The sequence below is a fragment of the Pseudomonadota bacterium genome (genome assembly GCA_034660915.1).
GTDB lineage: Bacteria > Desulfobacterota > Anaeroferrophillalia > Anaeroferrophillales > Anaeroferrophillaceae > DQWO01.
Genome location: JAYEKE010000092.1, coordinates 1 through 3,487, shown reverse-complemented (window position 1 = coordinate 3,487; position 3,487 = coordinate 1). Strand labels below are relative to the sequence as shown.

The 3,487-nt window shown below is 49.2% G+C and carries 4 protein-coding genes; 2 read left to right on the top strand and 2 right to left on the bottom strand.

Going from position 1 to position 3,487, the window contains the following annotated elements; all coding sequences use genetic code 11:
* Window positions 1-220 precede the first annotated feature (220 nt).
* The gene (gene nadB, locus U9P07_05455) at window positions 221-1,867 is read left to right on the top strand and encodes an L-aspartate oxidase (protein ID MEA2108849.1); all 1,647 of its coding nucleotides are present in this window, start codon (window positions 221-223) and stop codon (window positions 1,865-1,867) included.
* Here nadB and U9P07_05450 read toward each other — a convergent pair.
* Together U9P07_05450 and U9P07_05445 are read right to left on the bottom strand one after the other, a co-directional pair.
* Complete coding sequence (locus U9P07_05450; protein MEA2108848.1) at window positions 1,848-2,006, bottom strand: hypothetical protein; 159 nt, start codon at window positions 2,004-2,006, stop codon at window positions 1,848-1,850. The two genes, nadB and U9P07_05450, sit on opposite strands and share 20 nt — an antisense overlap.
* A 162-nt stretch (window positions 2,007-2,168) precedes the next feature.
* Window positions 2,169-2,915, bottom strand: a complete 747-nt coding sequence (locus U9P07_05445) for a methyltransferase domain-containing protein (protein MEA2108847.1) — start codon at window positions 2,913-2,915, stop codon at window positions 2,169-2,171.
* A gap of 99 nt (window positions 2,916-3,014) precedes the next feature.
* Between U9P07_05445 and U9P07_05440 the strand changes: the two genes are divergently transcribed.
* Window positions 3,015-3,487: ParB/RepB/Spo0J family partition protein (locus U9P07_05440; protein ID MEA2108846.1), on the top strand; the 473-nt coding region annotated here is incomplete at its 3' end.

The window sequence follows — 3,487 nt, the reverse complement described above, 5'->3', positions numbered from 1 at the left end:
ATTCGCGGCGGACAATCGGGGACATTGCTTTAGCGGTGTCCTCACAAGCCGGCCTGTCTGCGTGCGGCACGCACAGGCAGGCCATGGACGGCCGGCGAGAATGAGCGAGAGCCATGCCGGAACATCCCTGGAGATTTCTTTCAGCTGTTTTCAGATCAACTCAGAAAGTTGAGTAAATAGCTTTTCAACAGAAAGTACTAAATAATGGGAGTAAATATCCATGGTTCATAAATATGACTTTCTGGTTGTCGGCAGTGGCATAGCCGGGCTGTTTTATGCTTTGCAGGTGGCTTCTTATGGGTCAGTTGCGGTGATCACCAAGAAAAAAAAGAAGGATTCCAACACCAATCTGGCCCAGGGTGGCATCGCTGCGGTCACTGACCTCAATGATACTTATGCCTCACATATTGCCGACACCCTGAAGGCCGGAGCCGGATTGTGTCATCTTGATGCGGTTGAAACCGTGGTGCATGAAGGCCCCCGGAGAATCAATGATTTGATTGAACTGGGAGTCAAGTTCACCGAAACTATGGATTCTGCCGCCGAGAAATCCTATGATCTTACCAGGGAAGGAGGTCATTCCAAAAGGCGTATTCTTCATGCGGCTGACTGGACTGGCAGAGAAATTGAAAAAGCGTTGATTGACAGCTGCCAGGAAAATGACCAGATTACCTTTTTTGAAGATATGGCAGCCATTGACCTGCTGATTCCCAGTCGCTATTTAGGTACGGCAATTCAGGATGATGTTTGCTGGGGGGCCTATGCACTGGATTGTGCTAATGGGAAAGTGCATACTTTTCTGGCTCGTCAGACCCTGATGGGCACAGGGGGGGTAGGCAAGGTGTATCTGTTTACCACTAATCCCGATATTGCTACCGGAGACGGGATAGCCATGGCCTGTCGGGCCGGGGCGAAGATTGCGAATATGGAATTTATTCAATTTCATCCAACCTGTTTGTATCACCATCTGGCTAAAAACTTTTTGATTTCTGAATCCGTTCGTGGTGAAGGTGGAATTTTGCGACGTCGGGATGGCTGGAGGTTCATGGATCGTTATGATCCAGCCATGGAACTTGCTCCCCGGGACATTGTCGCCCGGGCCATCGACAGTGAAATGAAAGCCACGGGGGATGATTTTGTCTTCCTTGATATCACTCATCTCCAAGCTGACTATATTAAGCAGCGCTTTCCTCATATTTATTCCACCTGTTTAGGTTATGGCATCGATATTACCAGTGAGCCCATACCGGTGGTGCCGGCGGCCCATTACTTGTGCGGTGGCATTGTGGTTGATGGGGATGGTCGCAGTTCACTGCCAAGAATGTATGCCTGCGGGGAAGTGTCCTGTACCGGTTTGCACGGTGCAAATCGTCTGGCCAGCAATTCGCTGCTGGAGGGAGTGGTTTATTCCTGCCGGGCGGCAAAAGCTTCAATTGCGGTGTTGAAAGCTGATCGGGAAGAAATTCCTGATTTTCCCGAGTGGATATATACCCATCTTAGAGATGAACCGGATGAAAATGTTATTATTTCGCACAACTGGGATGAAATCCGTCGCTTGATGTGGAATTATGTCGGGATTGTCCGGTCACATAAACGGCTGCTGCGGGCCAAACATCGCATCGATATGCTGCAGAATGAGATACGTCAATTTTACTGGGATCATGTACTGTCAAGCAACCTGTTGGAATTACGGAATATTTCCGTGGTTGCGGATCTGATTATCTCATCGGCCATGTACCGTAAGGAAAGCCGTGGGCTGCATTATAATATTGACTATCCTCACCGTGATGATCATTTCTGGCTGGTTGATTCAGTCCAGCAGGGTGGCCAGTGTTTCAGTGTGCCGTTTACAGCGCCGCCAGCCTGATTACTTCCTTTCTCAACTTTTTGACTTGTATTGTCAGGGATACATTACCGGATGTTCGGGCTTGGCTCATAGCCGTGTCTGCCGACAGGCAGGCGGTATTGGCCGCCTGGTTGGGGACAGTTTTAAAACTGTCCCCCATTGTGATTCGCGGCGGACAATCGGGGACATTGCTTTAGCGCGTCTCACAAGCCGGCCTGTCTGCGTGCGGCACGCACAGGCAGGCCATGGACGGCCGGCGAGAATGAGCGAGAGCCATGCCGGAACATCCCCGTAAGATTCTTTCAGCTGTTTTTAAAACAACTCAGAAAGTTGAGTTCCTTTTTTGCAAGAGTATTTCCCCCCGGCAGACCGGCGCCAGCCGTTCATGATCATGAAAGTGAACCAGGGCCAGGCCTGCTTCCCCAGCGAGTTTTTCCAACTCTTCAGGTGGCAGTGCCCCGGCTACATTCCAGGTCCAGTTGATGATATCGTCGGTAAATCCGGCCGGCAGTTCCTCCACCAGTAGCAGATCATTGATCAGTACATGGCCATCGGGATGTAGAAGAGCTGAAATTTGTTTCAGAAATGTCGCTTTATCATAGATGACATTGAAGGAGCCGTTCAGGTTGATGCAGTCAAAATGCGGGCCGGAAAAAGGAAGGTCAGTCAGGTCGGCGGTTAGAAGCCGGATATGATTGGCTGATGATAATGAAATGAAGCGGCTGCCGAGGCTGAGAAGTTCCCGGCTGAAATCCACGCCGATAATAAGCTGCTGTTGGTGGTTTTGGTCCGCAGCCATGATGCCGATATCAAGACAACTGCCGCAACCCAGATCCAGAATGTTTTTTGGTTGCAGTTTCCTGATGATCGGCAGGGGGTTGCCGCAGGGAAAAGCTGATTGAATAATACTTTCAGGAACACTGTCAATATCTGTTGCCTGATAGCCTAAGCTTGTCAGCAGTTCACGGCCCCGGTTAAGCGCTACTTGGCTCAAAAGACCATCGGGTTTCCGGGCTGCTGTGTCATACATCCGGCGAATGGTATGTTTTAATTCGGCGCTGAAATCCATGCTAATATCTTGTGGTTGACCGATGGCTGTGTTATATCTTGATGGTAAAATGATTCGAAAAGGTTCAAGGTTCAAGGATAAAGGTTCAGCCGTCGTTATATGATTTTAATTGCGCCAAAACAAGAATTAATTTCCTGTATTCTTTCCGAAATTGATTTTCTCGATCGAAGTTTCCCCTTTTCCTACGGATCCCTGGCTGAAAATTTTTATGCTTCTGTTCGTCAGGTGGGCGTCCTGACGCCGCCTTTATTGATGGCAGGGAGCAGGGGTTATATTATTGTCTGTGGTCGCCGCCGGCTTGAAGCTGCCAGGAAGGTTTTTGGAGAAAAACTTGAAATAAACGCTTACCTTGTGGCTGCAGGTGAGCAGAAACAGAATCTATTTGCCCTGGCATTTTGGGATAATCTTGCCCACCGCTCCTTTAACCTGGTGGAAAAGGCTGATATTCTGGTATGCCTGGAAGCCCTGTTTGATCATGCGGTGATGCGAAGTAAATTTCTCCCGGCATTGGAAATTCCGGTAAAAACCAGATTTATTGAGCGTTACCGGGCGATTAACGGTTTACCCGAGTC

Coding starts and splice junctions, on each gene's coding strand:
- U9P07_05445 (MEA2108847.1), bottom strand. CDS start 2,915: ATGGATTTCAGCGCCGAATTAAAACATACCATTCGCCGGATGTATGAC.
- nadB (MEA2108849.1), top strand. CDS start 221: ATGGTTCATAAATATGACTTTCTGGTTGTCGGCAGTGGCATAGCCGGG.
- U9P07_05450 (MEA2108848.1), bottom strand. CDS start 2,006: ATGGGGGACAGTTTTAAAACTGTCCCCAACCAGGCGGCCAATACCGCC.